Annotated in this window: 20 protein-coding genes; 3 read left to right on the plus strand and 17 right to left on the minus strand. The window is 73.5% G+C overall.

Annotation, left to right across the window (positions count from 1 at the left end; genetic code table 11):
- Positions 1 to 20: 20 nt before the first annotated feature.
- From IAG44_RS17555 to IAG44_RS17565, 3 genes are all read right to left on the minus strand, one after another.
- Positions 21 to 161 carry a hypothetical protein gene (locus tag IAG44_RS17555; protein ID WP_187748037.1) on the minus strand — a complete coding sequence of 47 codons (141 nt, stop codon included), beginning with the start codon at positions 159 to 161 and terminating at the stop codon, positions 21 to 23.
- Between the two features lie 782 nt (positions 162 to 943).
- Positions 944 to 1,132 (minus strand): DUF397 domain-containing protein, encoded by a 189-nt coding sequence (locus IAG44_RS17560; RefSeq protein ID WP_187748038.1) that lies wholly within the window; start codon positions 1,130 to 1,132, stop codon positions 944 to 946.
- A gap of 62 nt (positions 1,133 to 1,194) precedes the next feature.
- Positions 1,195 to 1,653: a DUF5753 domain-containing protein gene (locus IAG44_RS17565; RefSeq protein ID WP_187748039.1), complete on the minus strand. Its 459-nt coding sequence runs from the start codon at positions 1,651 to 1,653 to the stop codon at positions 1,195 to 1,197.
- 298 nt (positions 1,654 to 1,951) lie between these two features.
- Here IAG44_RS17565 and IAG44_RS17570 point away from each other — a divergent pair, with 298 nt between their 5' ends.
- A complete protein-coding gene (locus IAG44_RS17570) occupies positions 1,952 to 3,655 on the plus strand; it encodes a bifunctional 3'-5' exonuclease/DNA polymerase (RefSeq protein ID WP_187748040.1) in 1,704 nt (567 codons plus the stop codon).
- Positions 3,656 to 3,662: 7 nt separating this feature from the next.
- Here the strand turns inward: IAG44_RS17570 and IAG44_RS17575 are convergent, their stop codons facing one another.
- Complete coding sequence (locus IAG44_RS17575; protein ID WP_187748041.1) at positions 3,663 to 4,553, minus strand: glycosyltransferase family 2 protein; 891 nt, start codon at positions 4,551 to 4,553, stop codon at positions 3,663 to 3,665.
- A 178-nt stretch (positions 4,554 to 4,731) separates the two neighbouring features.
- Positions 4,732 to 5,202 (minus strand): hypothetical protein, encoded by a 471-nt coding sequence (locus tag IAG44_RS17580; protein WP_187748042.1) that lies wholly within the window; start codon positions 5,200 to 5,202, stop codon positions 4,732 to 4,734.
- A 311-nt stretch (positions 5,203 to 5,513) separates the two neighbouring features.
- Here IAG44_RS17580 and IAG44_RS17585 point away from each other — a divergent pair, with 311 nt between their 5' ends.
- Positions 5,514 to 7,139: a translation initiation factor 2 gene (locus tag IAG44_RS17585; protein ID WP_187748043.1), complete on the plus strand. Its 1,626-nt coding sequence runs from the start codon at positions 5,514 to 5,516 to the stop codon at positions 7,137 to 7,139.
- A 158-nt stretch (positions 7,140 to 7,297) separates the two neighbouring features.
- Here IAG44_RS17585 and IAG44_RS17590 read toward each other — a convergent pair whose 3' ends face one another.
- The 6 genes from IAG44_RS17590 to IAG44_RS17615 all read right to left on the minus strand — a co-directional run bounded on the left by IAG44_RS17590 (position 7,298) and on the right by IAG44_RS17615 (position 14,899).
- Positions 7,298 to 9,232 (minus strand): tetratricopeptide repeat protein, encoded by a 1,935-nt coding sequence (locus IAG44_RS17590; RefSeq protein ID WP_187748044.1) that lies wholly within the window; start codon positions 9,230 to 9,232, stop codon positions 7,298 to 7,300.
- Between the two features lie 99 nt (positions 9,233 to 9,331).
- The gene (locus IAG44_RS17595; RefSeq protein WP_223006875.1) at positions 9,332 to 10,783 is read right to left on the minus strand and encodes an AAA family ATPase; all 1,452 of its coding nucleotides are present in this window, start codon (positions 10,781 to 10,783) and stop codon (positions 9,332 to 9,334) included.
- Positions 10,784 to 10,871: 88 nt separating this feature from the next.
- Entirely contained in the window at positions 10,872 to 11,678 is an 807-nt protein-coding gene (locus tag IAG44_RS17600) for an ABC transporter permease (protein WP_187748046.1), read from the minus strand.
- Position 11,679: 1 nt separating this feature from the next.
- Positions 11,680 to 12,450, minus strand: a complete 771-nt coding sequence (locus tag IAG44_RS17605; protein ID WP_187748047.1) for an ABC transporter permease — start codon at positions 12,448 to 12,450, stop codon at positions 11,680 to 11,682.
- On the minus strand, positions 12,447 to 13,421 hold the full coding sequence (locus IAG44_RS17610; RefSeq protein WP_187748048.1) for an ABC transporter ATP-binding protein: 975 nt from the start codon (positions 13,419 to 13,421) through the stop codon (positions 12,447 to 12,449). Before IAG44_RS17610 ends, IAG44_RS17605 begins: the two co-directional genes overlap by 4 nt.
- Positions 13,418 to 14,899, minus strand: a complete 1,482-nt coding sequence (locus IAG44_RS17615) for a hypothetical protein (RefSeq protein WP_187748049.1) — start codon at positions 14,897 to 14,899, stop codon at positions 13,418 to 13,420. The genes IAG44_RS17610 and IAG44_RS17615 overlap by 4 nt, the downstream gene beginning before the upstream one ends.
- Positions 14,900 to 15,835: 936 nt before the next feature.
- Here IAG44_RS17615 and IAG44_RS17620 point away from each other — a divergent pair.
- Positions 15,836 to 16,492 carry a hypothetical protein gene (locus IAG44_RS17620; RefSeq protein ID WP_187748050.1) on the plus strand — a complete coding sequence of 219 codons (657 nt, stop codon included), beginning with the start codon at positions 15,836 to 15,838 and terminating at the stop codon, positions 16,490 to 16,492.
- A gap of 466 nt (positions 16,493 to 16,958) precedes the next feature.
- On the opposite strand, the gene IAG44_RS17625 is transcribed toward IAG44_RS17620, so the two are convergent.
- From IAG44_RS17625 to IAG44_RS17650, 6 genes are all read right to left on the minus strand, one after another.
- Positions 16,959 to 18,188 carry a M16 family metallopeptidase gene (locus tag IAG44_RS17625; RefSeq protein WP_187748051.1) on the minus strand — a complete coding sequence of 410 codons (1,230 nt, stop codon included), beginning with the start codon at positions 18,186 to 18,188 and terminating at the stop codon, positions 16,959 to 16,961.
- A 355-nt stretch (positions 18,189 to 18,543) separates the two neighbouring features.
- Complete coding sequence (locus IAG44_RS17630) at positions 18,544 to 19,203, minus strand: 2OG-Fe(II) oxygenase (RefSeq protein ID WP_187748052.1); 660 nt, start codon at positions 19,201 to 19,203, stop codon at positions 18,544 to 18,546.
- Between the two features lie 355 nt (positions 19,204 to 19,558).
- Positions 19,559 to 20,596, minus strand: coding sequence for a helix-turn-helix domain-containing protein (locus tag IAG44_RS44280; RefSeq protein ID WP_187748053.1), 1,038 nt, complete (start codon positions 20,594 to 20,596; stop codon positions 19,559 to 19,561).
- A 330-nt stretch (positions 20,597 to 20,926) separates the two neighbouring features.
- Positions 20,927 to 21,988 (minus strand): tRNA pseudouridine(13) synthase TruD, encoded by a 1,062-nt coding sequence (gene truD / locus IAG44_RS17640; protein WP_187748054.1) that lies wholly within the window; start codon positions 21,986 to 21,988, stop codon positions 20,927 to 20,929.
- 210 nt (positions 21,989 to 22,198) lie between these two features.
- On the minus strand, positions 22,199 to 22,831 hold the full coding sequence (locus tag IAG44_RS17645) for a 2OG-Fe(II) oxygenase family protein (protein WP_187748055.1): 633 nt from the start codon (positions 22,829 to 22,831) through the stop codon (positions 22,199 to 22,201).
- Complete coding sequence (locus tag IAG44_RS17650; RefSeq protein ID WP_187748056.1) at positions 22,828 to 23,478, minus strand: P-loop NTPase family protein; 651 nt, start codon at positions 23,476 to 23,478, stop codon at positions 22,828 to 22,830. The genes IAG44_RS17645 and IAG44_RS17650 overlap by 4 nt, the downstream gene beginning before the upstream one ends.
- Positions 23,479 to 23,519 lie beyond the last annotated feature (41 nt).

A 23,519-nucleotide genomic window follows, 5' to 3' on the forward strand; every position in this document is an offset into this window, starting at 1 on the left:
TCTCCACACGGAAACGCCCGCTACTCGTACCGCTCCCACGTATGCCCACCCCGATGCTCCTCGGCCAGCCAGCAGGCGTCCCGCCCCTGCGGGCTCCCGGAGGGGCAGTGGACCAGGTGCCGGACCTGGGCGTCACCGGCGTCGGGCCGGACGACCCACACCGCGCCGTCGTCCTCATTGCTGAGGTCACGCAGCAGGGCCGCGTGCTCGCCGTGCGGGTGGGCGTCGAGTTCGCAGGTGACGGAGTCCGGGAGCGGTCCTCGCCGGGACGGCCGTTGGGGAAGGTCAGGGCGGTCTCCCGCAGGTGTCCGGGGACGCTCAGGAAAGCGGTGCAGGTCGTCATCGCGTCCCCCTGCTCGGCGTGTTCTTCCGGCACTCGGGACGACTCGGCTCCGGGCCGTCCCCGCCCCGGCGGACGGGCTTGCTGGGCACCCGGCGGACCTGCGTCCGCTCCCCGTTCATCAGGCCGCCGCCCCGACCGGCGTACCGATCCGGTGACCGTGGATCACCCTCGGCCCGACGTCGATCCCGTCCAGCGCGAGCACCAACACCCGCCTCCGCAAGCGCTGTTCGTGCGCGACAAGGTAGGGACGGACCCGGGCGGCCGGCCTGCGGACGTCGGTCCGGCGCCGCTTCAGGAGGTACCTGGGGAGGACGGGGATCTCGGCGCCGGTGACGCGGACGCGGTGACCGGGGGGACGGCGGCCCGCGTCGGGGGCGGGGGCCGGGCCGCTGCCCGGTACTGTGGGACATGCTGACGCTCCTCTGAAGCGTTGGCCGTGCCCCGGGATGGTCGCTCACCGCTGGGGTTTCTTGCGTGGCGACGGGACGCGTTCACTCAACGCTGAGCCGCCGCTGCACAAGGCATGCCCCACGAGATGCGCGAAACAACATGTTGCCTCAAGTCGCATGAGGTGGCATATGCCGACTATGGCCAAGGGTGCTACACGAAGTCGTCGAACTCGCCCGCCTTGACCCCTTCGAGGAAGGCCCGCAGCTTATGGCGGGTGGTCTGGACGACCACGTCGGGGTCGTCGCTCTCGCGGAGGAGGATGTGGCCGTCTTCCTCGGCTATCTCGATGCATGCTCCGGTGTCTGCCGAGGCGGACGCCTTACGCCAGCGAAGTTCCACTGGTCCTCAACCCTCAACTCGCCTTGGTCACCCGTCGGATGAAGTCGAGCGACGCCGCTGGTTCAGTAGAGCGTCGAACTGCCGGCGTTCGCGAAGCCACCTGCCGCGAACGGCACTACGCGGATGGTGACGTTGGGGTGCCCGGACTGCTCCAGCAGGTAGGTGAGCTGCTTCGCCAGGGTCCTCCCGCCGCCGAACCGCATCAGCAACGCGCCTTCGTGGATCAGGAATTCGAAAAGAGGGGCTTCCTCACGGTCGAGTAGTGCCGCGCGCTCGATCCTGAACTCGACATGCCGCTCCAGGTCCGCCGGATCCATGGTCGGCACCGCCTCGGCGAACACGCCTCGTGTGTAGTCGGGGGTCTGAAGGATGCCGGGCAGGTGCATGATCTGAGCGGAGCGCAGTGCGGTCGCATGGTGCTCCATCTCGGCGATGTCCAGCAGACCAGCCGGTATTGCGTCCCGGTATTTGTCCCACCAGTACGGCCCGCGCTCCCTGGCCATATCGGCCAATGCGTCCACGTAACGCGCGTCAGGGCACCGGTAGTTGGCTGCCCACACCCGCACCCTGTCGCTGCTTACCCCGGAACGAGCGGACTCCGTTGTGCTCGCGCATCGTACGAAGCTCGGCGCCGAGGCGGCGTTGACGCTCGGTGGATGGTTTTCTCACGGGCACCGTAGCTCTCCCTTCGAACGCAACACCATCATGCCGCCGAAGAACGTACCGTCCGAACTCTCCGCGTCACGCGGCAGACCGCCCCCTCGCTCCATAAAGGAACCTTTTGCCCCGTTGTCAGTGGGGGCTGGCACACTCGTTCTCATGAGTCAGCGGTGGGTTCTTGTGCCTGGGGAGGGGGGTGGGGTGGAGGTTGCTCGGTTGGGGGAGGACGGGGAGGTTGTGGGGGAAGTCGTGCGGGAGGCCGGGGTGGTGGAGGCCGTGCGGAAGTGGGGGGAGGTGGGGCGGTGGGTTTGGCGGAGTAGTGGGGAGGTTTATGCGGGGGTGGTGGCGGCGGGGGAGCGGGTGGAGCGGTGTTATGACGTTGAGGTGGCTGAGGGGCTGTTGCTGGGGTACGAGGGGAAGTTTGGGGCGCCTCGGTCGGCGTGGGCGGCGTTGGCGCGGTTGCGGGGGGCGGCTGTGCCGGAGGATCCGCCGGTGTGGAGTGGGAGTGGGCAGCCGTCGTTGTTCGAGGCTCGGGAGGCGTTGGCGCCGTTGTCTGTTGGGGAGTTGGTCGCCGTCTATCGGGAGCAGTTGCGGCGGATCGAGCGGGTGGCGGAACCGGGGCGGATGCGGTTGCTGACGGCGGCGGAGTCGGCGGGGACGCTCGTGGCGGGCGAGATGAACGCGGCGGGGCTGCCGTGGCGGGCGGACGTGCACCGGGAGGTGCTGCGGGAACTGCTCGGGGAGCGGTATGCCGGGGGCGGGGAGCCCCGTCGGCTGGCCGAGCTGGCGGAGCAGGTGTCGGTGGCGTTCGGGAGGCGGGTGCGGCCGGACCTGCCGGCGGACGTGGTGAAGGCGTTCGCGCAGGCCGGGATCAAGGTGAAGTCGACGCGGAAGTGGGAGATCGCGTCGATCGACCATCCGGCGGTGGCGCCGCTCCTGGAGTACAAGCGGCTGTACCGGATCTGGGTGGCGCACGGATGGAGCTGGCTGCAGGAGTGGGTGCGGGACGGCCGGTTCCGGCCGGAGTTCCTGGCGGGCGGCACGGTCACGGGGCGGTGGGTCACCAACGGCGGGGGCGCGCTGCAGATCCCGAAGGTGATCCGGCGGGCCGTCGTCGCGGACCCGGGCTGGCGGCTGGTCGTGGCGGACGCGGACCAGATGGAGCCCAGAGTGCTCGCCGCGATCTCGCGTGATCCGGGGCTGATGGAGGTCGCCGGGCGGGAGGGCGACCTGTATCAGGCGGTGTCGGACCGCGCGTTCTCCGGCGACCGGGACCAGGCCAAGCTCGCCGTCCTGGGCGCGGTGTACGGGCAGACGTCCGGGGACGGCCTGAAGAACCTCGCGGCGCTGCGCCGCCGGTTCCCGCGCGCGGTCGAGTACGTCGACGAGGCGGCCCGCGCGGGCGAGGAGGGCCGGCTGGTGCGGACCTGGCTGGGGAGGACCTGCCCGCCCGCGGTGACGTCCGGGGACGCGGACGGCGAGGCGGGTATCCCCGTCGAGGCACCCGGCGGGGCGTCCGGCGGGACGTCCGGGGAGGGGTCGGCCTGGGTGCCGGGGTACGCGTCGAGCAACGCGCGGGCGCGCGGGCGGTTCACGCGGAACTTCGTCGTGCAGGGCAGCGCCGCCGACTGGGCGCTGCTGATGCTGGCGGCGCTGCGGCAGGCGTGCGCGGGCATGGCGGCCGAGCTGGTGTTCTTCCAGCACGACGAGGTGATCGTGCACTGTCCGGCGGACGAGGCCGAGGCGGTCGTCGAGGCGATCCGGGAGGCGTCCCGGACGGCCGCGGTGCTGACGTTCGGGCAGACGCCGGTGCGGTTCCCGTTCACCACGGCCGTGGTCGAGTGCTATGCGGACGCCAAGTGAGGCGGCGTCAGATGACCGGCGGGCGGCCCAGCCGGGTCAGCTTCCACACCGTGCGCCAGCTCATCGGGCGGCGGGGGCCCGCCGGGTGGCGCAGGCCCTCCGCGAACCCCGCGAACCAGGCGCGCAGGCCGGCCAGGGAGCGGGTGCGCAGGAGGGTGACGGCGATCCAGACGGCCAGGTGGAGGGGGATCAGCGGGAGGGGGAGGTTGCGGCGGACCAGCCAGACGCGGTTGCGGGCGGTGACGCGGTAGTAGATCGCGTGCCGTGCCGGGGACGTCTTGGGGTGCTGGAGGAGGAGGTGCGGGGCGTACTCGATGCGCCAGCCCGCGTCGACCGCCCGCCAGGCCAGGTCCGTCTCCTCGTGGGCGAAGAAGAACTCCGCGGGCCAGTCGCCGGTCTGCTCCAGCATCCGCATGCTGAGGGCGTGGCCGCCGCCGAGGAACGCGGTGACCTCGCCGCCCTCCATCGGGTCCGCCTTCCCCGGGCGGGGGACGTGGCGGCGGGCCGTCTCGCCGTGCTCGTCGGCGATGCGGAAGGCGACGATGCCGAGGCGGTCGTCCGCGGCGTACAGGTCGCTCACGCCGCGCAGGGTGTCCGGGTCGGGGAGGAGGCCGTCGTCGTCGAGGTCGACCACGACGTCGACGTCGCCGTACTCCCGCAGTTTCGCCAGGGCCTCGTTGCGGCCGCCGGGGCAGCCCAGGTTCTCGTCAAGTTCCAGGAGGGTGACCTCACCCGGAAGGGCGAGCCGGTGGGTGAACTCCGGGAGACGGCAGCCGTTGCCGACGATCACGATTCTCGCCGGGGGGAGGGACTGCTTCGCCACGGACTCCAGGAGGGCGTCCACCTCGTCCGGGCGGTTTCCCATCGTCACCACGGCGACCGCGATCCTCGGCTCCACTGCGGTTCTACTTTCTTTCGGCGTGCGGCGTGCTGGGGCGGCTTGTCGTCGCCGCCGGCGGCGGCCGGGGGGTCGACGGTGTGCGCCGTTCATCAAGATGTTGCCTCAAAGAAGGACGTTGTCCGAGGTGCGGCTGGCTTTGCCTCCTTTTTGCGCGGGTTTGCCGAGGGTCCGCGCGTCACTCGGAGGGCGGGGCCGGGTGGGGGGTGGCGTGCTGGGCCGCCGTGACGAAGGCCGACTTCGCGCGCTGGAGGTCGTCCAGGGAGGCGTGGCGGCGGAGGGCGTCGAGCAGGGCCTGGGCGCTCGCCGCGACGTCCGGCGGGCCCTCCAGGAGGACGGCGGCGAGGGCTCGTTGGAGGTGGGCGGCGTCGTCGGGGTGGCCCTGGCCCGTGCGTTCCGTCAGGATGACGGTTTCCGCGGCCGACAGGAACTCCGCGTAGATCCTGCGGCGTTCGGTCAGGGCCCGCTGGGTCGCCTCCGCGCGGATCGTGATGCGGACGGATTCCAGGAGGGCGTCGGCCTGGCGGTCGCCCGCGTGGCGTGCCGCCTCGGCCTGGCGCAGGCCCGCGCCGCGGGCGTACCAGCCGGTGACGAGGCTGCCGGCGAGCGCCGAGCCCGCCGCTATGAGGGCTACTCCCCATTCACTCATGCGGTCATCTTCACCGATCTTCGCTCCGGGGGGTGAGGGTTACGATCGATTCATGCCGTCGGCCCCTGACGAACCCCGAAACCCGCTCCCACCTGCGAAAACACCGTGCGGCCCGGCCCTCGCTCCGGTAGAATCGGAGAATTTGCGCGACGGGCGACGGGCGACGGGCGACGGGCGACGGGCGACGGGCGACGGGCGACGGGCGACGGGCGACGGGCGACGGGCGACGGGCGACGGGCGACGGGCGACGGGCGACGGGCGACGGGCGACGGGCGACGGGCGACGGGCGACGGGCGACGGGCGGTCTCGGTATGAGGAGGGTGTTGTTCGCCGCCCGGTCCGCGGTGGCCCTGCACCGGCTGCTCGACGTCGTCCCCGTGTTCGCCGGGGACGCGCGGATCGCCCGGTGCTTCACCCTCGTCCCCGGCTCCGACTTCGGTGTGGACGCGCTGGCCGTCGTCGACGCGCTCGGCGGGCGGGTCGTGCCGTGGGAGGAAGCCTGCGCGGGGGCCTACGACCTGGTCGTTTCGGCCTCCCCCAAAGGGGAGTTGGCGCTGCTCAGCGGCCCGCACGTGCTGTTGCCGCACGGTGCGGGGTTCAGCAAGACGATCCGCGCCGAGGGGTCCGCGGACTCGGCGTCCGGGCTCGACCCCGTCTATCTGCGGCGCGCGCCGATCGCGCTGCACGCCATGGCGCACCCCGACCAGGTCGCCCGCCTGCGCGCCGCCGGCACCGGGGCGGCCTCGCGGGCGAGGGTCGTCGGTGACCCCACGCTGGACCGACTCCTGGCCTCCCGCCCCCTCCGTGACCGCTACCGCGCGGCGCTCGGCACCGGCTCGCGCAGGCTCCTCGTCCTGACGTCCACCTGGGGACCGGAGTCCCTGCTCCACCGCCGACCGGACCTGCCCGCCGAACTCGCCGCCGAACTCCCCTACGACGAATACCAGTTGGCCCTCGTCGTGCACCCCAACGAGCACAGCCGCCTCGGCGCCTACGACCTCGCGGAACGCCTCGCGCCCGCCTTCGACGCGGGACTGGTCCTCGCCGCGCCCCGCGAGGAGTGGGCCGCGGTCCTCGTCGCCGCCGACGCGCTGGTGACCGACCACGGGTCGACGGCCCTGTACTTCGCCGGGTCGGCGGCCGACGACCGGCCTGTGGTCGGCGTCGGCAGCGGTGGGCCGGAGTTGATCCCGGGCAGTCCGATGGACGAACTCCTGCGGTCCGTACCGGTGTTGGGGCGGGGGCAGGAGATCCGGCGGGCGCTGGACGCCTATCGGCCGGGGGCGGCCCGCCATGCCGCCGAGGCCGCGTTCGCCTTCCCGGGGCGGGCGTTGGAGCGGCTGCGCGCCGAACTGTACGGGCTGCTCGGGCTCACGCCGGCCGCCGCGACGTCCCCGCGGCTCCTCCCCTCCCCCGCGCCCGCGCGCCGGATGCCCGCCGCTTTCGACGTCCACGCCGGGCTCATCCCCGACGGGGTCCGCGTCGCCCGTCACCCCGTCGGGCTCGCGCCGGCCGGGCATCACCTCGCGGTGGAGTACGGGGCGGCCGGTGAGCAAGTGACGCTGTCCGCAGGAGTGTTGTACCGTCGGCCGCTGCCCTCGGGGGCCGGCTGGACGTCCGGCGGGTGGACCCGGCACGCGCTCGACTCCTACCCGGGGTGCCGTACGGCGGGGGTCGTCCAGCCGTGCGGGGACGGGGTGTTGAGGTTCCGTGGCCGTGAACTCCCGTACGCGGTGCGGATCGAGGCCCGGGTCGAGGCCGACGGGCGGGTGTCGGCCGTGGATCCGGCGGTCGCGGTGTCGGCCGCGCATGTGTGGGTGGCGGGGCATCGGGACTGGGACGGGGGGCGTGTCGTGTTCAACTGCCTTGTGGGGGAACGGGAGTTCAGGGTGCGGTTGCGGGAGGCGACGGAGGGGGAGGCTGGGGCGGCGGTCTGAGGCGTAGGGCGGCGCATGCTCAGGGGCGGCGGCCTGAGGCACGTGGCGGCGCGCCCGGGGCCGCGCGCCGAGGCCCACGGCGCCGCACACTCGAGGGCCGCGCTCCGAGGCCCCCCTCAGCCCGCCGCCTCGGCCGACAGCCCGTCCCGCCCTCCCCCTCACTCGATCCCGTTCCTCCGCCGGATCTCCTCCACCGCCTTCCGATGCCGCGCGGCCTCTCCCTCCCGTCCGGCTGCAGCCTCCAACTTCTCCAACGCCCCATGCACACGCCGCTGTTCGAACTGCGACCGGCGCAGGAGGGCACGTTCGAGCGCCCCCTCGTACAGCGTCCGTGCCGCGTCCACCTCGCCGAGCCGGCCCAGAACTCCCGCCAGGGCGAAGGAGATCCGTGCGGTGATCCGCTCCCGCTTCTGCTCGACCGCCGCCTCGCGTGCCTCGGTCAGCAGAGCGCGTGCGGTGTCCAACTGGCCCAGCCGGGCGCGCGCTTCGCCCAGCCGGTAGGTCTGGAGCAGCACACCGTAGGGGTTGGGGAGAGCCGCGTGGATCGCGCGTGACGCCTCGAACTCGCCCACGGAGTCGGCCCATTGACCCCGTGCCCCGAGCAGCATCCCCTTGGCCTCCGCGACGGAGCCCCGGAGTTTGGCGTCCGGTTCGCCGTCCCCGAGGAGCTGGGTGGCGGCCTCGGCGGCGGTCAACTCGCGTTCCGCCTCGTCCAGTTGGCCGGACTGCCAGAGGGGGCGGGCGAGTTGGAGGCGGGTGCGGACGATCCAGGTGGCGCGGCCGTGCCGCAGGGCGGAGGCGACGGCGAGCCGGAACACCTCGATCACGTCGGTCTGGTGGGGGTGGTCGAGGGCGTACGTCCAGATCGGCTCGGAGACGGCGACCGCCTCCGCGTCCAGTTCGCCGCGGTGGGCGAGCCGCAGACAGGCGAACAGGGCGTGCCGTTCGTCGTACAGCCACGCCGCGTCGATCTCGGCGTCCGGCGCGGACGGGTCGGCCTCGAACGTGTCGCCGACGGTCAGCCGCTCCCCGGCCACCAGCAGGTCCGCGCGCTGTGCCTGACGGACGTACCAGCGCAGGACGCGGACGCGGGCGGCGGCGGTCTCGTCGGCGTCGTGGCGGGAGCGGCGCAGGGCGTGGGCGTGCAGGGGGCCGGGCAGGCGCAGGCGGGTGCCCGTGCCGAGGTCCAACAGGCCGGCGCGGTGGAGTTCTTCGAGCGCTGTGTGGCAGGTGGCCTCCCCCAGTCCGAGGAGCGCGGTCGCGGAGGCCGGTGTGAAGGTGGGGCCGGGGTGGTGGGGCAGCAGGCGGTAGAGGAGGGACGCCGGGCGCGACAGCCCCTCGTACACCGTGTTCCAGACGCGTTCGACGCCGGGGACGCCCTTCTCGTCCCACTCGCCGCGCAGTTCGGAGATCAGCTGGGGCAGCGGGCGCACCCGGTGTCCGCGCAGCCAGCGGCCGGCGACGTGCAGGGCGGCGGGCAGGCCGTCGCACAGCCGCACGAGGGCGCGCACGGACTCCTGGTCGCCGGCCAACCGGGGGTCGCGGACGACGAGTTCGAGGAGTTCGGTGGCCGCGCGCTCGTCCAGCGGCGGCAGCGTGAGGTCGACGGCGGCGCCGTCCTCCAGGTCGTGCAGCGGGCCCTGGCTCGCGACCAGGACGACGCTCGCGCCGGACGCCGGGAGGAGCGGGACGACCTCGGAGGCGTACCGGACGTTGTCGACGAGCAGGACGAGCCGGGCGTCCGCCGTGAGGTTCCAGTACTGCCGGCAGCGGTCCGTGAACCGCCGTTCCACCAGGGCCGGTTCGACGCCGAGCAGGCGCAGCAGGTGGGCCAGCACGTCGCCGGCGTCCAGCACGCCGTCCACGCGGTAGTCGTCCAGGTCGACGTCGTACACCCCGCCCGGGTACCGGTCCAGCACGGTCCGCGCGATCAGCCGCGCCAGCTCCGTCTTCCCCAGCCCCGCCGGCCCGCTCAACGCCAGCACCAGCGGCCGCCCACCGCCCCGCCACTCCTCCACCGCCCGCAACGCCCGCTCCCGTTCCCGCTCGCGGTTGACGAAGTGCATGGGCTCCGGCGGGAGTTCGACCCTCATACGACGCCTCTCCTAGGACCTGCCTCGACGCGGTTTCACCCCAGACTCTGCCATCACGGCTCCTGGGGACGCACCGCCCGTTCCGGTGGAAGGTGCGGCTCACTCCCCGCCGTAGAGCCGTGCTGGGTCGACCAGTTGGATCGTGGGGTCGTCCTGGGCGAGGCGGCGTAGTTCGTCGGTGAAGCCGGTGCCGCTGAAGCAGTGCAGGCGGGTCGTGGCGGTGGCGGTGCCGGTTCGGGTGAGGAGGGTGCGGATGTGGCGGAGGCGGTCGAGGTGGCCGAGGCCCATGACGTCGCCCCATTTCGCCTCGCCGATGGCGAGCAGGGCCGCGCGGCCGTCGTCGGACTCGCCGTGGACGGCCACGTCGACCTCGTGGCTGGTCCGGGCGGCTGGATCGTTGACCGTGCCGGCGGCCACGCGGGTGACGTGGCCGCCGTGGGTGTCGGGGGCCGCGTGCCAGCGGGCCCACTCCCGGCAGATCTGCTCGAAACGTGGGCCGACGACCTTGCTGCGGAAGGTGGCCTGTGCCCGGCGCCAGACGGCCGGGGCCCGGCCGGGGCGTTCGAGGTCGCCCCAGGCCGGGCGCATGACCGCGTGGTAGAAGGTGAGCAGTGGCTCGGCGATGCGGTACGCGGAGCGGTTGCGGCGGAACGCGTCCGCCTCGTGGGTGATCATGCCGACGTCCTGGAGGACGCTCAGCGGATGGGCGAGGTCGGTGGACTTGCGGCCGAGGTGGTCGGCGATGCCGCCCCGGGCGGCGTTGCCCGCGGCGATGGCGGCGAGTACGGAGTGGTAGAGCGCGATGTCGTGGAGTTCGGGCTCTTCGGCGAGGAGGTAGCGGGCCTCCCGGAAGAGCGGACGGGCCGGGTTGAGGACGGCGCGCACGACCCAGTCGTCGAAGTCGTCCGGTCCGGCGGGGGCGTCGCTCTGGGTGAACTCCTTGCGGTAGGCGGGGGTGCCGCCCACGACAGCGTTGGTCAGCAGGGCGGTGCGCGGGTCGGTGATCTGCCAGAAGTCGGCCGCCGACCGGAAGTCCAGGGTGGGGACGACGAGTTCGAGTCCGGCGCGGCCGCGCAGCGGGGCGTTCCCGGACAGCAGTTTGCCCATGAAGGACAGCGCCGACCCGCACAGCAGCAGGCGTACCGGGGTGTTGGTGTGCTGGGCGCCGGGGTCGAGGGCGCGCTGGATGACCGAGGGGAGGGCGGGGGACGCCTTGGCGAGGAAGGGGAACTCGTCGATGACCGCCACGGCAGGGGCGCCGGTGTCGGCGATGCGCAGGAGTTCCCTGACGGCCTCGTCCCAGTGCGCGAAGCGGAACGGGGTGGGCTGTCCGCGGTGCCGGGCCAGCGCCTCGCCGAACTCGCGCAGGGAGTCGGCCTCGGTGGTCTCGGTGGCCGTGAACATGAAGCCGCCGGCCGCTCGGGTGACGGCGTCCAGCAGGAAGGTCTTGCCCTGTCGGCGACGGCCGGAGACCACGCCGAGCGCCGCCTGCGGGCCGGGCAGGGTGGCGAAGCGGGTGAGTTCGGCCCATTCGAAGTCCCGGTCGAACATCTCGGCGGGCTTGTCCACCAGCGCCTCCTATGTATAGGTGCAGTTATTATAACTCCACCTATACAAACTCCCACCCCGATCGGCCCTCTCAGGCCCCGTAGTCGAACGACCCCGTCCGTCTCCCCCGTGCCTGGACCAGCCGGATCGCCAGTGAGGCGAGGTAGAGCCACAGGGCGCCGGTGAGGAGGGCGAGGGTGAGGGGGCGGGTGAGGGGGTGGTCGGTGAGGATGGCGCGGATGGCGGTGAGGGAGTGGGTGAGGGGGAGGAGGTCGGCGGTGTATTGGACCCAGGGGGGCCAGAAGTCGGTGGGGACCTGGACTCCGCAGATGGCCATCATGAGGAGGTAGGCGGTGTTGGAGACGACGTTGCGGGCGCCGGGCAGGCCGATGACGACGGCGGAGAGGAAGAGGCCGACGCCGTAGGAGGTGAGGGCGGTGACGAGGACGAGGAGGATCAGGGCGGGGACCTGGGGCCAGGTGGGGCGGACGCCGAACGCGGGGGCCAGCGCGAAGAGGGTGACCAGGGCGGTGACCGCGCCGCTCACCGGCTGCTGGAGGCCGCGGCCGAACAGGACGGTACCCAGCGGCGCCGGGGACGCGGACAGGAGGGGGAACGTGCCCTCCTGGCGTTCGCGGACGCCGTTCGTGGTGACCGTCATCGTCTCGATGACGCAGGCCATGACCGCGTTGCCGACGACGAGGTAGCGCGTGCGCTCGGGGGAGCCGAGCATGACGCCGATGAGGGCGAAGAAGGTGACCTGGGAGAGCATGCGGCCCAGCCAGCCGATCGTCCAGGAGCGCCAGGTGTAGGTCTGGCGGAAGTCGGCGGCGGAGGTGCGGGCCGCGTACCGCACGATGTGGACGCGGCTCGTGACAGCGGCGGCGAGAGTACTCACTTCACACCTCGGAGAGTGTTCCGGCGGCACGGGCCTGCCGCAGCGCGCGGTTGACGGCGAACAGTCCGGCGAGGGTGCCCGCCAGCCCCAGCAGGACGATGACGGCGAGGCTCGCCGCGGCGTCCGGGACGGGCTCGGTGGACAGGGACCGGCGCAGCAGGTCGGCGCTCCACGACAGGAAGACCGCCGAGGACAGGGGGCGCAGCCACTCCGGCAGCATCGAGACCGGCACGAGCACGCCGGCCAGCAGGTAGAAGGGGTAGGTGAGGGTGTTCTGCATGAGACGGGCGCTCGGCGCGAGGACGAACAGCGCGGACAGCAGCGTCGCGGTGCCGGCCATGGCGAGCCCCGAGGCGAGGACGCACAGCACGAACACGGTCCCGTGGACGACCGTCAGATGGATCCCGAAGCCGTAGCGGGCCACCAGCCACGCCTCCGCGAACGACACCATGCTGATCGCCGTGACGGCCCCGATCCGGCCCAGGACGACGACGAAGAACCGGGCCGGCGTCGCGACGAGCGCTTCCAGCGTCCCCCACGACCGCTCCCGGTTGATGACCTCGCCGGCGATCAGCAGCGTCATGTCCCACAGCGCCATCAGGACCGGCGCCAGCACCACCCCGGCGGCCAGGTCGCGCCGGCCGGAGTACTCGCTGATCGACAGCAGCACCATCGTCATCAGCGGCGCCCGCACGAGGATCAGCAGGACGTCGGGGCTGGTGCGGGCGATGGCAAGTTGGAAGCGGACGGCTCCCCACAGGGTGGTGATCACGCCGACACCCGCATCTTCCGGCCGCCGACGACCCTCAGGTACAGCTCCTCCAGGCCGGGCGGGCCGGTGCGGACGCTGCTGACGCCCGCGTCGACCAGCAGCGCGAGGACGAGGCGGGTGGCCTCGGCGCTCGCGGTGTCGACGCACAGGTGTCCGCCCCGGGGGCGGCGCACGGTGTTCACCTCGGGCAGGGCCTCGATCTCGGCGGCGACCCTCGGCGGCACGGCGTCCGCCTCGACGCGCTGGCCTCCGGAGAGGCGGCGGGCCAGGTCGCGGGGGTCGCCGGAGGTCAGGACGCGGCCGTGGTCGATCAGGGTGACCTCGTCGCAGATCGCCTCGGCCTGCGCCATGTCGTGGGTGGTGATCAGGACGGTGCGGCCCTCGGCGCGCAGGGCGCGGACGAAGTCGCGGAAGTCGTCGGCGGCGACCGGGTCCATGCCGGTGGTCGGCTCGTCCAGGAGCAGGACCTGGGCGTCGCCGATCAGGCCCCTGGCCAGGTGCAGGCGCTGCTTCATGCCGCGTGAGAAGCCGTTGACGCGTTCGTCCGCGCGGTCGGTCAGGCCGACCCGGTCCAGGAGCTCCGCCATGCGGGTGCGCAGCTCCCGGCCGTGCAGTCCGTGCAGGGCACCCCACAGCTCCAGGTTCTGCCGGGACGTCAGACGGCCGTACAGGCCCCGGTCGCCGCCCAGGACCAGGCCGATGCGGCGGCGGATCTCGCGGGGGCGGTCGGTGACGCCGAAGCCGAGGACGCGGGCCGTGCCCGAGGTCGGCAGCAGGGTCGTCGAGAGGATCTTGCACAGGGTGCTCTTGCCCGCGCCGTTCGGGCCCAGGAGGCCGTGGACGGTGCCGGGGGCGATCGTCAGGCTCAGGCCGTCCAACGCCGTCAGCGTACGGGCGCCCGCGCCCCTTCCGACGGTGAACTCCCTGCGCAGGTCGACGACTTCGACGGCGGGCGGGGTGGTCTCTGTCACCGGACGGCCTCCAGACGGTCGAGTGCGGCGAGCGCCGTTTCGTAGTCGGCCCAGCTCACGACCTCGCCGCAGACCAGGAGGAAGTCGGCGAGGGGGGTGCGCAGGAGGGTGATGCCGTTGGTGTCGTGGCGGACGGAGCGGGTTGCTGGGGGGCCGGGGTGGACGGCGGGGGCCGCCGAGGTGCCGGGGTGGACGGCGCGGGGGGCCACCGGGGCGTCGGGGCTGACGGAGTGGAGGGTCGCCGGGGTGTCGGGGCTGACGGCGCGGGGAGTCGGCGAGGTGTCGGGGTTAACGGCACGGGGAGCCGCCAAGGTGTCGGGGCTGACGGAGTGGAGGGTCGCCGGGGTGTCGGGGCTGGCGGCGCGGGGAGTCGGCGAGGTGTCGGGGTTAACGGCACGGGGAGCCGCCAAGGTGTCGGGGCTGACGGAGTGGAGGGTCGCCGGGGTGTCGGGGCTGGCGGCGTCGGTCGTCTGGGTGTCGCGTCGGTTCAGGCGTAGGCCCGCCACGGGGAAACCGGCGTCCAGGCGGGCGTCCACGGTCGTGGGCGGATCGGCGGGGCGCTCGGCGGCTTCCCGGCGGGCGAGTTCGGCTGCCGCCGGTTCGTGCAGGGGGGTGCGGAAGGCGTCCAAGGGGGCCTGGGTGCCGTCCTGGGTGTAGGTGAGGAGTTCCAGGAGTTCGGGGGCCAGGTGGTGGGCTGCGGCGGCCTCCGCGAGGGTGGCGGGGGGCGGCGGGCAGTGCGTGAGGATCATCAGGACGTCCACGGCGTCCTTCGCGTGGAAGGGGCGCTGGAAGCGTTCCTCGGCCAGCGCGAGGAGGTCCGCGAGGGTCTGGTCGGCGGGGAGGGTGCGGCGCGGAGGGACGGCCGAACCGGGGTCGCCGGGGAAGGCGACCATGCTCAGCTCGACGTTGTACGGGCGGTCCAGGAGTTCGTCCTCCGCCGGCCACCTCAGGCCGAGGGTGACACTGGTGCGGCCCTCGTGCCGCGTCAGGGCGAGGACGATGTCCTCGACCGGGGCCCGGCCCGTCACCGTCAGCGCCGCCCGCCACAGCTCGTCCTCCGTCGCGAAGGAGAGGTCGAGGTCGCCCACGGGGCGCAGCAGGTCCGGCGGGTACCAGCGGGCGACCGAGGGGCCCTTGGCGATCCTGACGCCGGGGACGGCGGCCCGCACCGCGTCGAACAGGTCCGCGTACCGGCCGGCCCGCGCCCTCGCCCTCCGCAGCTCATCACTGGCCCCGCTGCCCAGCGCCACGCCCTCCCTGGCCGCCGCCGAGATCAGCAACTGCGGCAGCCTCGGCGAGACCCGCCGGCCCCGCCGGATCAACTCCCGCCGACTCTCGTGCTCGGCGACGCCCAGCAGGCGGTACAGCATGTCGAGGGTGACGTCGGGGAGGGGGGCCGTGGGGGTGCGCGGGGCTTCGGTGCGGGCGTCCGAGGCATCCGTACGGGCCTCCGGCGCTTCAGTGCGGGCGCCGGTCATGAGCGGGCCTCCGGTCGCGGGGCGGGGGCGGGGGCCGGGGCAGGTGCTGGAGCCGAGGCCGGGTCCGAGGTCGAGACTGGAGCCGAGGTCGGGGCCGGGTCCGGGGCGGGGACAGAGGCCGAGCCCGGGCCCGGAGCTGAGGCCGGGGCGGGGACCGGGTCCGAAGCCGAACCCGGAGCCGGGGCGGGGACCGGGTCCGGGGCCGAAGCCGGGACCGAACCCGGAGCCGGAGCCAAGCCCGGAGCCGGGGCGGGGGCCGGGGCCAAGGTCGAAGCCTGAGCCGGATCCGGGGCCGAAGCCGGAGCTGCCGGAAAGGCTGCCGCGTCCGGCCCCGTCGGCCCTGCTGGGCGGCCTGGCACCCTGGGCTCCACCGGCCCTGCCGGGACGGCTGGCACGCTTGGCCCGGCCGGAGGTGCCGGGGCCGAGCCCGAGGCGGGGGCCGAGCCCGAGGCGGGGGCCGAGGCCGGGGCCGAGCCCGGAGCCGAAGCCGAGCCCGGGGCGGGGGCCGAGCCCGGAGCCGGGGCCGAGCCCGAGGCCGGAGCCGGGGCCGAGCCCGAGGCCGGAGCCGGAGCCGGAGCCGGGACCGAGCCCGAGCCCGAGGCCGGAGCCGGAGCCGGAGCCGGGGCCGAGCCCGAGCCCGAGGCCGGAGCCGGAGCCGGAGCCGGAGCCGGAGCCGAGCCCGAGGCCGGAGCCGGGACCGAGCCCGAGGCCGGGGCCGAAGCCGGGACCGAGCCCGAGGCCGGGGCCGGGGCCGGGGCCGGGGCCGGGGCCGGGGCCGGGGCCGAGGCCGAGCCCGAGGCCGGAGCCGGGGTCGAGCCCTGGGCGGGGACCGAGGCCGGGGTTGAAGCTGGGGCCAAGGCCGGGGCTGAGGTCGGGGTTGGGGTCGGGGATCGCCAGTACTCGTGGTCTAGGGTCCAGCCGGTTGTCAGGAGCTTGGTGACGATTCGCCAGGTGTCCTTGGTGGAGCCGGTCGGGGCGGGGGCGGCGGTGTGGACGACGTTGCCGATCAGGGGGCGGCCGAGTGTGCGGGCGTGGGTCGCGGCGGCGCGGGTCAGGGCGGCCGTGGCGAGTCCGGGGTTCGGGGCGCCGTCCACGAGGATGTCGACGAGTTCGACGAACGTCTCCCCCGTCGTCTCGTCCTGCTGTTCGGTCAGCAGTGTCGCGTGGCCCACGGTCCGGCCCTCGTGGCGGGCCATCAGGGACACCCGGCCCGGCAGCGCGTACAAGCTGTCGGCCTCGGCCCGCGCGACCCGTTCCGACACCGGGCGCCGCATGTCCACGCCGGCGGCGGTGAACGCCTGCGCCAGCCAGAGCCGGACGAGTTCGGCGTCGGCGTCGCCGTCCGCGGGGCTGACCTCTGGGCCGTCCGGGACCGGGGGCAGCTCGCCGTCACACCGCACGTACGTCAGATGCCGGCGCCAGGGCGCGCCCAGTTCCACCCCCGGCGGCGTCCGCAGCAACGTGCTCTCCGCGCCGGGATGCTCGCGGTGCAGGGCCGCGCACACGGCCTCCAACACCCCGGCGTCCTCCCACACCCGCTCCCCGGCCTCCTGGACCAGGATGTGCCGCTCCTTGGTGACGGGGTCGGTGTAGGGGCCCGCGGTGACGCCGGCGAGGAGGTCATCGGGGGCGGGGGGAACTCTCACGCCGGCCGGCGGGGTCTCGGAGGCAGGGCGGACGCTCACGTCCGCGGGCGGGGTCTCGGGGCCGGGCCGGGCGCCGTCCGGAACGCCGGCGGGCGACGCTCCGGGGCCGGACACACCGCCCGTGTCGCCGGACGGGACCTGCGGACCGGGCCGGTCGTCCGCACCGGCCGGGACGCGTGCGGACAGGTCACCCGGGCCGGGGCCGACGCCCAGTACAGGCAGGTCAGCCGCGGCGCCGGCCTGCGGGGTCTCGGGAGCGCCTGCCGCCATTCCGGCCAGCGGCGTCTCGGGAGCGTCAGCCGGCGTTCCGGCCAGCGGGGTCTCGGGGGTGTCAGCCGGCGTTCCGGCCGGCGGGGTCTCGGGGGTGTCGGGTGCTGCCATGGCCGTCGGCTGTGTCGGGGCCGCTTGCGTGTTCACGCTGCCTCCGGGCGGACCGCGATGGTGAGGTTGCCGCGGAGGGTGGCGGCGGCGTGGGAGACCTGGGTGGGGGTGACGGCGCGGAGGGCGGCTCGGGCTTGGTCGAGGGACCAGTCGGTGGTGCCGCCGCGAATGCCGAGGGCGGTGAGGCGGGCGCGTTCGACGGGGGTCTCGCCCTGGGTGACGAGGCGCATCTCGGCCTTGCGTTTGGCGACGGCGAATTCCTCGTCGGGGACGCGGCCCTCGGCGAGGTCCGTGAGGAGGCCGTCGACGATCTCCGTCAGCCGGCCCACCGCCTCGGGCTCGACCCCGACGAGCAGCCGCCAGACCCCGGCCTCGGTGTAGAAGCGGCTCCACGACTCGAACGCGTACGACAGGGCCTCCTCCACGCGCAGCTTCCGGTAGAGGAGGGAGGAGGGGCTGGAGCCGAGGAGCATCGACAGGACCGTGTACGCCTCCTTGCCGGCGCCGTCGAGGGCCGGGGAGCGGCCGGCGAAGCAGGTCCACGCGAAGTCGGGTCCGGCCGGGCCCGGCGGGGTGAGGTCGGCGGCGGGGAGCGGCAGCGCGGGCGCGAAGGGGGAACCGGTGCCGGGGTCGGGGAAGGTGCCGAGGAGGTCGTCGATGCCGTCGACCGGCCGCGGGCCCACCACGACGAGGGCCATCGGCCCGGTCAGGAAGCGCGCCCGGTACTCCTTCTCCACGTCGGCGGAGGTGAGCGTCCGCAGTTCGTCGATCCGCCCGCCGATCGGCCGGCCGATGGGGTGGCCGGGGAACAGCTTCTCGAAGACGACGTCCTGGACGACGTCGGCGGGGTCGGCGGCGGCCGTCACCATCTCCTTGACGACGACCTCGCGCTCCAGCTCGAAGACCCGCTCGTCGAAGACGGGGTCCAGCACGGCGTCGAGCATCATCGCCGTCGTCTCCTGCGCGTCCTCGGCGGCGACCTGCGCGTAGAAGAGCATGGTCTCCAGGCCGGTCTCGGCGTTGGTGGTGCCGCCCCGGCGCTCCACCCACTCCGCGAAGGACGGCCGGCCCGGCTTCGGCAGCGAGAAGAGCAGGTGCTCCAGGAGGTGCGCGACGCCGCAGCGGCCCTGGGGGTCGAGCCGGGCGCCGTAGCCGACGGACAGGCAGACGCTGGCGGTCTCCAGGTTCGGGTCGAGCAGACTGACCACCTGAGGGCGGATGCGCTCCGTGGTGGTCGGCGGTATTTCTCCGGCGGCGAGCATCCGGATTCCTTTCTCTCGGACATGTCGAAATCTGCGGGCCCCTGCGGACGGCCGGAAAAAGGGGCGATAAAAACCAAGCGGTGCCGCCACGGTTACCTCGTGGCGGCACCGCTAGCCCCTAGGGGCTATCAGCCCTTGGTTCAGGCCTTCTTCGTGACGACCTTCTCCAGGCGCGGGGAGACGAGGGTGACGGCGTTGCGAGTCATGTTATTCCCTTTCTTCGTCGGTTTTCTGTCGCCGGGGTTTTCGGATTTTCCTCGACCCCGTCGCGGCGACAAACAATTTCTACCAGCGCCCGGAGAACCCCCTCAAGGGACAAGTCCCGAACATTCCACCGCGCGGAACGAATTACTTCTCAGGCCGCCGTGAGATGCAGCAGAAGCACCTTTCGGTCCTCTTTCGCGGCGTCGGAAACGGGCGCGACGGAGTGCCAGGAACTCTCCGAGGGGCACAGGACGATGGACTCGCCGGCCAGCGGCAGGACCCGCTCGACGACGTCGTCCGCGGCGGACGAGCCGAGCACCTGGAACTCGCCCCGGTTCGCGGCGGGCCAGTCGGCGTTGAAGTACCAGGTCTGGGTGACGAGTTTGTCCGTGCGGTCGGTGTGCGGGTCGATCCAGGCGCCCGCCGAGTAGCGGACGGCCCTGACCTCCATGCGGGCCCGGGAGACGTCCCTGCCGATCAGCTCGCCGACGGTCCTGCGGTACCCGGCGGACATCAGCGTCCGCACGAGGTCCCGCCACAGCGGCGTGAGCTGCCTGAACCCCGCCTCGACGGCCTCGTCGTCGGCCACCAGGGCGAGGTTGTCCGTGCGGTACCCCTTCTCCCCCGGCCGGCCGCTGGGGCGCTCCGTCCGGGTGAAGCCGGCGCCGGGGAACTCCTCGACGAGGCGGCCGAGTGCGGGTTCCCGCAGGGTGCCGCGCACGGCGCCCCAGACGAAGGGCGAGGTGTGAAGGGTGGCGCCGCGCAGGGCGTCCAGGTCGAGGGGGGTGGTGAGGGTGTTCAGGGTGTTCATGGGGGGGGTCCTTTCGGTTCCGTGAGGGGCTGCGCGGCGTCGGGTTCCGTGGGGGGAGCTACGCGGCCCGGGTTCCGCAGGGGGCTGCGCGGAGCCGGGTTCCGCAGGGGGGCTGCGTGAAGCCTGGTCCCGCAGGGGGGCTGCGTGAAGCCTGGTCCCGCAGGGGGGCTGCGTGAAGCCTGATCCCGCGAGGGGCCACGCGAAGCCTGATCCCGCGAGGGGCCACGCGAAGCCTGATCCCGCAGGGGGCTGCATGAAGCCTGATCCCGCGAGGAGCCGCGCGAAGCCTGATCCCGCAGGGGGCCACGCGAAGCCTGATCCCGTGAGGGGCCGCGCGGCCCGGTTCCGTGGGGAGCTACGCGGCGCCGCTGACGCCCGTCGGCGCGGCGTGGAAGTCCGGCAGCGCCGCCAGCCGTGCGCCCAACTCCTGCGCGACACGGTGCAGTTCACGGGCGAGCGCGGCCCGGTTCTCCTTGCCGGCGACGCTCACCGCGGACAGCGCCAGCACGACGCCCGTACCGGGCAGCCGCACGGGGCAGGCGAGGACGGTGCAGGCGTGCACGGCGTCGTCCAGCCGCACGACGGGGCCGCCTGTGGGGGCGAGGGCCCGGAGGGCGGGGTTTTCAGGGCCGGAGCCGGGGCCGGCGGTGGAGCCGTGATCGGCACCGGCGCCGGGTCCACGCCCGCGTCCGCGCCCGGGGCCGGAAGCGGGGCCCCGGCTGGGACCCGACCCGGCGCCGGAGCCGGAGCCGTGCCCCGGACCGGAACCGGCACGGTGCCCGAGACCATGGCCGGGACCGGCACTTGAGCCGACGCCCTGACCGGCACCGGCACCGGCACCCGCGCCCGCGCCCGGCCCATGACCGGAACCAGGGGCGATGCCAGGCCCGAAGCCGGCGCCCGTGCCCTGCGGCACCTGGGCCAGTACCCTCCGCGCCCCCAGGTCGACGATCTTCTCCCGCTCGTCGGACACCCTGGACGTGCCCACCCGCAGGAGATGGACGACGTCGCGCCCCCGGGCGACGGAGAGGCAGACCAGCGACGTGCCGGTGACCCGGCGCAGATGCTGGAGGTGGGGCTGGGCCAGGACGCGGATCTTCTGGTCGCGCTGGAGCCGGCCCCCGAGGACGAACATCTGCCGGCCGAGCACCAGCCCCCGCTGGCCGCGTTCGAGGAACCCGGAGTCCAGCAGTTCGGCGATGAGCCGGTGGGCGGTGGGCTTGGGCAGGTCGACGCGGCGGGCGAGTTCCGCGAGCGTGAGTTCCACGTCGTCCGTGCGGAACGCGCTGAGGATCGCGAGCCCCCGCGTCAGCATGGAGTCACGCTTGCGGCGGCCCCGCAGTTCGTCCGTCCGGTCGAGCCGTACGGTCCGCTCGGACTCGGAGCCGGTCACCGCACGCCCGCCTCTCGCCGCACCCGGGCAACAAGTGACACACAGGGATCGAACGGGATATCCACTGACGCGATGGTGACGTTTTTCGGCATGGGGGGACTCCTGGAATTTCGGCGGAGTTGAGGGGGGAACGCGAGCACCGGTGCGGGCGGCGAGCGAGACGTCCGGTTTGCCCGTGGCGTCTCCTTCTCTCACGAGTCTGCCGCCGCCCCACCCCCACCCGGAAGCCCGACGGAACGCCAGAACCGGCCAGGCCGTTTCCGTCCAGAACCACGAAAAACGGCCCCTCCCCCGGTGTGCCGGGAAGGGACCGCGGAGAAGGCGGGGCCGTCAGTTCACTCCGAGTGCCGGACGCTGGGCGCAGGTGAGTTGGAGGAGGAATTGGGAGACGGCGTTGGTGGCGTAGGCGCCGGAGGGGAGGATGAAGGAGACGGTGCATTTCCAGAGGTCGGGGAACATGTCGTCGGGGGCGACGTCGCGGATGGTGATGATGGTCTGGAGGGTGGTGGGGCGGCGGGAAGTGGTGCGGCGCAGGGTGCTGTTCGTCCAGCGCCATTTGTCGTACTCCAGCTCGGGGAGTTCGCCGAGGAGGCCGAGGAGGGGGCGGGTGGTGGTGGGGTAGGTGTAGCCGAGACCTTCGCGTTCGGTCTGGAGGACGTCGGGGCCGTGCTGTTCGAGGAGGCGGCCGAGGCGGTGGTTCCAGAGGTAGGAGGAGTGGGCGGTCCGGTAGAAGGCGGTGACGCGCTGGTCGAGGCCGGCGAAGAACTCGTCGGCGGGGCCGGTGTGCTGGAGGGCGAGGCCGCCTTCGTGGGAGCCGGAGGTGCGCAGGAGGGCGAAGGCCAGGTCGAGGTCGTCGTCCAGGAGGGCCTGGCCTATGAGGTGGGTGACCTTGGGGCCGCCCGCGACGCCGAAGCGCTGGGTGTCGTAGTAGTTGGCGAACAGGACGGGCGCCTCGCCGCGCGGCACCGACCTGAGCCGGTCCGCCTCGTCGGCCTCCAGGCCGCGCAGCGTCAACAGGAAGGCGTTGCCGAGGAGTTCGCCGATGCCCAGACGCCGGGGGCCCGAGCCCGCGCGGTCCAGGGCGAGCCAGCGGCCGGTGCCGGGGGTCCAGCGCCGGTTGAAGGCGTCGAGGAGGGCGGACGGCACCTCGGCGGCGACGGACAGGGTCTGCTCGGTGACGCCGTCCTCGTCCTTGAGGCCGGCGGCGGAGACCGCGTCGGCGGGGAGGGCGAGGTGGCGGGCGATCAGGTCCATCGCCTCGAAAGTGGTGAACCCCTTTTTACGGAGGTTCAGATAGGTGTGGCCGGGGTCTGCCGAGGGCCGCTGCGGAAGGGCCATGACCTCCCGTACGACGAAATCCTCGGGCACTGCTTTCACAACAGGGTTTCCCATGACGATTCCTCGTGGTCGGGCGGAAAGTCGACCGGCGAGACCGGTAAGCCGCGGAACCTGGGCGCGCAGCGTTCCCGCGCTCTTGTCGAGGGCTGGGAATAAGGGGTGTTCACGCCGATTCCAGGCGGCTTTCCGATCTCGCCGGTGTCTTTGACACTACCGTCGCCGTATACGGTCCGGCAGTGGCGATTCCGTGCGGTGAAACGGGGATCACTCGGGGCGGTGGAAAATCACCTGGGCCGAGAGCCGGACGGCGCCGGGATTTTCCGGGCGCGCGCTTTCCACGGCGTGCCAGGACGTCTCGCCGCGCACCAGGACGACGCTGGAGTTGTGGACCGGGGTGACGCGCCGGACCACGTCGTCCGGGTCCTGCGAGCCGAGGAGCAGCAGGTTGCCGCCCCAGGACTCCGACCAGGGCTCGTTGAAGTAGAAGACGTGGGTGACGAGCTTGCCCGGCTTGTCGACGTGCGGGTCGAGCCAGCAGTCCGGCGGGTAGCGCCAGAGGTTGACCTCGACGGGGCAGGGGTCCAGGGGCAGACCGGTCAGCGCGGCGAGGGCGGTGCGGTAGCGGGCGCCGGTCACCTCGCGGACGAACTCCTGCCACGGCGTGGGGAGTTCACCCACAGACTCGGCGGGCGCCGGGTGCAGCGGGCGCGTCCACATCGTGTACGTCTTCTCCGGATCCGCCCCGGTGACCTTCGTGAACCCGGACTCCGGGAACGTCTCGCGCAGCCGCGCGGCGGTCTGAGCCGGGAACGTCTCGGACAGGTGGTGGTAGGCGAACGGCACGGTCTCGCTGCGGGCGTCGGCCAGCAGCACCGGATCGTGGGTCAGCGGTGTCAACGGTCCTCCAGGGAAAGCGGGACGACGGCCCCGTCCGGGCCGCCGCAGGTGCACGGGGTCTGCTCCGGCGGCGGGCCGACGGCGCCGGCGCGGGCCCGCAGCAGCGCCGTCAGCTCACGCTGCGCCCGGCGTGCCGCGCGCCGCGACCGGCAGACGACGATCCGGCCGTCGTACCCGGCCAACAGCCGCCGCAGCTCGACGAGTTCACGGCGCCGGAAGCCGAGGACCTTGCGCAGCAGCGCAGTCAGGTCGCGCACGGGCGGGTCGCCGGCGCGCAGACGCCGGGGCAGGTACTCGCCGCCGCCACCGCCCCTGCCGCCGCCGCGCCGCAACCGGCGACTGCGCCGGACGACCTGCCAGGCGCAGACGAGGACCGGCAGGTCGAGCAGGACGACGATCTCGGCCCTGGCGAGGCGTTCGGGGACGGTGTCGAGGTGGTTGCCGTCCACGATCCACCGGTCCCCGTCCGCCAGTTCGGCGACCGTGCGCCGCCATTCGTCGGGCGGGGTGCGGCGCCAGCCGGGGTGCCAGTAGAGGTCGTCGAGGTGGAAGAGGGGGATCCCGGCGCCGGCGAGGCCGTGGCAGAACGTCGACTTGCCGCTGCCGGGGCTGCCGAGGACGGCGACCCGGCCGGCGAGCGGCGTCACGACCGGCTCCCCTCGGCGCGGGCCCCCTCGACGCAGGCCCT

Origin of the sequence: Streptomyces roseirectus, from assembly GCF_014489635.1 — a bacterium.
In the GTDB taxonomy this organism is placed as follows: Bacteria; Actinomycetota; Actinomycetes; order Streptomycetales; family Streptomycetaceae; genus Streptomyces; species Streptomyces roseirectus.

What these genes read in the sequence shown, in the direction of transcription:
- IAG44_RS17570 (WP_187748040.1), top strand. Translation starts at nt 1,952, where the DNA reads ATGAGTCAGCGGTGGGTTCTTGTGCCTGGGGAGGGGGGTGGGGTGGAG.
- IAG44_RS17580 (WP_187748042.1), bottom strand. Translation starts at nt 5,202, where the DNA reads ATGAGTGAATGGGGAGTAGCCCTCATAGCGGCGGGCTCGGCGCTCGCC.
- IAG44_RS17585 (WP_187748043.1), top strand. Translation starts at nt 5,514, where the DNA reads ATGAGGAGGGTGTTGTTCGCCGCCCGGTCCGCGGTGGCCCTGCACCGG.
- IAG44_RS17590 (WP_187748044.1), bottom strand. Translation starts at nt 9,232, where the DNA reads ATGAGGGTCGAACTCCCGCCGGAGCCCATGCACTTCGTCAACCGCGAG.
- IAG44_RS17595 (WP_223006875.1), bottom strand. Translation starts at nt 10,783, where the DNA reads ATGTTCGACCGGGACTTCGAATGGGCCGAACTCACCCGCTTCGCCACC.
- IAG44_RS17615 (WP_187748049.1), bottom strand. Translation starts at nt 14,899, where the DNA reads ATGACCGGCGCCCGCACTGAAGCGCCGGAGGCCCGTACGGATGCCTCG.
- IAG44_RS17625 (WP_187748051.1), bottom strand. Translation starts at nt 18,188, where the DNA reads ATGCTCGCCGCCGGAGAAATACCGCCGACCACCACGGAGCGCATCCGC.
- IAG44_RS17630 (WP_187748052.1), bottom strand. Translation starts at nt 19,203, where the DNA reads ATGAACACCCTGAACACCCTCACCACCCCCCTCGACCTGGACGCCCTG.
- truD (WP_187748054.1), bottom strand. Translation starts at nt 21,988, where the DNA reads ATGGGAAACCCTGTTGTGAAAGCAGTGCCCGAGGATTTCGTCGTACGG.